The sequence below is a fragment of the Melaminivora sp. genome (assembly GCF_032059615.1).
Classification (GTDB): Bacteria; Pseudomonadota; Gammaproteobacteria; order Burkholderiales; family Burkholderiaceae_C; genus Melaminivora.
Window position 1 is genome coordinate 1 of record NZ_DAMCAM010000075.1, and the last position, 2,560, is coordinate 2,560.

The 2,560-nt window shown below is 73.2% G+C and carries 3 protein-coding genes; all 3 read left to right on the forward strand.

Going from position 1 to position 2,560, the window contains the following annotated elements:
* Nucleotides 1–628: MurR/RpiR family transcriptional regulator (locus RT051_RS13150; protein ID WP_313077366.1), on the forward strand; the 628-nt coding region annotated here is incomplete at its 5' end.
* A complete protein-coding gene (locus RT051_RS13155) occupies nucleotides 625–1,623 on the forward strand; it encodes an isoaspartyl peptidase/L-asparaginase (protein ID WP_313077369.1) in 999 nt (332 codons plus the stop codon). The genes RT051_RS13150 and RT051_RS13155, both read left to right, overlap by 4 nt.
* A 30-nt stretch (nucleotides 1,624–1,653) precedes the next feature.
* Nucleotides 1,654–2,560 (forward strand): ABC transporter ATP-binding protein (locus tag RT051_RS13160; RefSeq protein WP_313077372.1); only part of this gene is annotated, 907 nt, incomplete at its 3' end.

The window sequence follows — 2,560 nt, forward strand, 5'->3', positions numbered from 1 at the left end:
GCCCGGCTCGGTGCACGACGCCTTCGTGGCCGCGCTGGAAGAAAGCCAGCGCAACATCGCGGCCACGCAGAGGGCGCTGGAGGGCGAGGCCTGCGAAGCCGCGGTCCAGGCGATCGTGCAGGCCCAGCGGATCTACGTGCTCGGCTTCGGCGCGTCGGGCTGGCTGGCCGGACTGCTCCAGCGCAGCCTGGAGGCGTACTGCGACAACGTGCACCTGATGGGGGGGGTGGGCGGCGCCTCCCAGGGAGCGCGCCAGCTGCCGCGCATGGGCGCCGGCGACCTGTGCATCGCCATCGCCTTCCCGCGTTACCTGTCCGACACCGTGGTGCTGGCGCAGGCCGCGTACGAACGCGGCGTGTGCGTGCTGGCATTGACCGACGGGCCGCACTCGCCCCTGGTGCCGGCGGCACACCACTGCCTGTACGCCCACACCGAGAGCTACCACGCGGCCAACTCCGAATCGACGGTGCTGGCGCTGATCGAGGCGCTGGTCGGCGCCGTGGCGCTGCGCTCGCACGGCTCGGTCCAGGGCGCCGCACGCATCACCGAGGCCGTCCTGCCCTGGCTGCACGGCAGCGGCCGGGCCAGCCTGCGCACGCGCGGCCAGACCCCTTCTCCTTCCGAATGAACACCATGCATTTCCCCTCCGTCGGCGCAACGCCCGTGATCGCCCTGCATGGCGGCGCCGGCACGCTCTCGCGCAGCCACATCAGCCCCGAGCAGGAACGGGCCTACCACGCGGCGATGCAGGCCGCGCTGCGGACCGGCCAGGAGGTGCTGGCGCGGGGCGGGGCGGCGCTGGAGGCCGTGTGCCTGGCCGTGCAGGTCCTGGAGGACTGCCCGCTGTTCAACGCCGGCCATGGCGCGGTCTTCACCGCCGAGGGCACGCACGAACTGGACGCCGCCGTGATGGACGGGGCGAGCCTGGCCGCTGGCGCCGTTGCGGGCGTCGCGCGCATCCGCAACCCCGTGCTGGCCGCGCGGGCAGTGCTGCGGCATGGTCAGCACGTGCTGATGGCAGGCGAGGGCGCCGAGCGGATGGCGCTGGCCGCGGGCCTGCAGCCGGTGGCGCCGGAATATTTCTCCACCGAGGCGCGGCGCGCGCAGTTGCGTGACGCGCAGGCGCGCGCCGCCGGCGCAGTGCTCGACCACGACGGCGCGGCGGCCCTGGCTGACCGCCAGCAGGACGCGCCACTGCACGAGGGCAGCAAGATGGGCACCGTGGGCGCGGTGGCGCTGGACGCGCACGGCCACCTGGCGGCCGCCACCTCCACCGGCGGCATGACCAACAAGCGCCCCGGGCGCGTGGGCGACAGCCCGCTGATCGGCGCCGGCACCTACGCCGACGACCGCACCGCCGCCGTCTCCTGCACCGGGCACGGCGAGAGCTTCATCCGCGTGGCCGCCGCATACGACGTCTGCGCGCGCATGGCCTACGGCGGCCAGGCGCTGCACCAGGCCTGCGACGCCGTGGTGCACGGGGCGCTGCCGGCCCTGGGCGGCACGGGCGGGCTGATCGCCGTCGACCGCCGGGGCAATGTCTCCCTGCCCTTCAACACCGAGGGCATGTACCGGGGCCTGGCGCGCGCCGGGCAGCTTCCCGAGACCTTCATCTACCGCTGACGCACCGCGCCCGCGCCCGGCCGATCCGCCATGAACACCACTTCTTCTTCCACCACCTCTTCCCTGGCCTTGCCCGAGCAGCGCGTGCTGGCCGTGCGCGACCTGACCATCCGCTTCACCAACTCCGAGCGCACCGTGGAAGCCGTGCGCGACCTGTCGTTCCATGTCGACCGCGGCGAGACGCTGGCCATCGTCGGCGAATCCGGCTCGGGCAAATCCGTGACCTCGCTGGCGCTGATGCGTCTGGTCGAGCACGGTGGCGGGCGCATCGTGCGCGGCTCGGCGCTCTTGCGCCGGCGCGACCGGGGCCAGGGTGGCCAGGTGCTGGACGTGGCCCAGGCGAGCCAGGCGCAGATGCGCGCCGTGCGCGGCGCCGACGTGGCCATGATCTTCCAGGAGCCGATGACGTCGCTGAACCCGGTGTTCACCGCCGGCGACCAGATCGCCGAGTCGATCCGCGTGCACCAGGGCATGGACCGCGCGGCGGCCCGCGCCGAGGCCCTGCGCATGCTGGAGCTGGTGCGCATTCCCGAGGCGAGGAACGTGCTCGACCGCTTCCCGCACCAGCTCTCGGGCGGCATGCGCCAGCGCGTGATGATCGCCATGGCGCTGTCGTGCAAGCCGCAGCTCTTGATCGCCGACGAACCCACCACGGCGCTGGACGTGACCATCCAGGCGCAGATCCTGCAGCTCATCCGCCAGCTGCAGGACGAGATGCACATGGGCGTGGTCTTCATCACCCACGACATGGGCGTGGTGGCCGAGGTGGCCGACCGCGTGCTGGTCATGTACCGCGGCGACAAGGTGGAGGAGGGCGCGTCGGACCAGGTCTTCGCCGCGCCGCAGCACGACTACACGCGCGCGCTGCTGTCGGCGGTGCCGAAGCTGGGCGCCATGCAGGGCACCGAGCTGCCGCGCCCGTTCGAGCTGCTGCGCG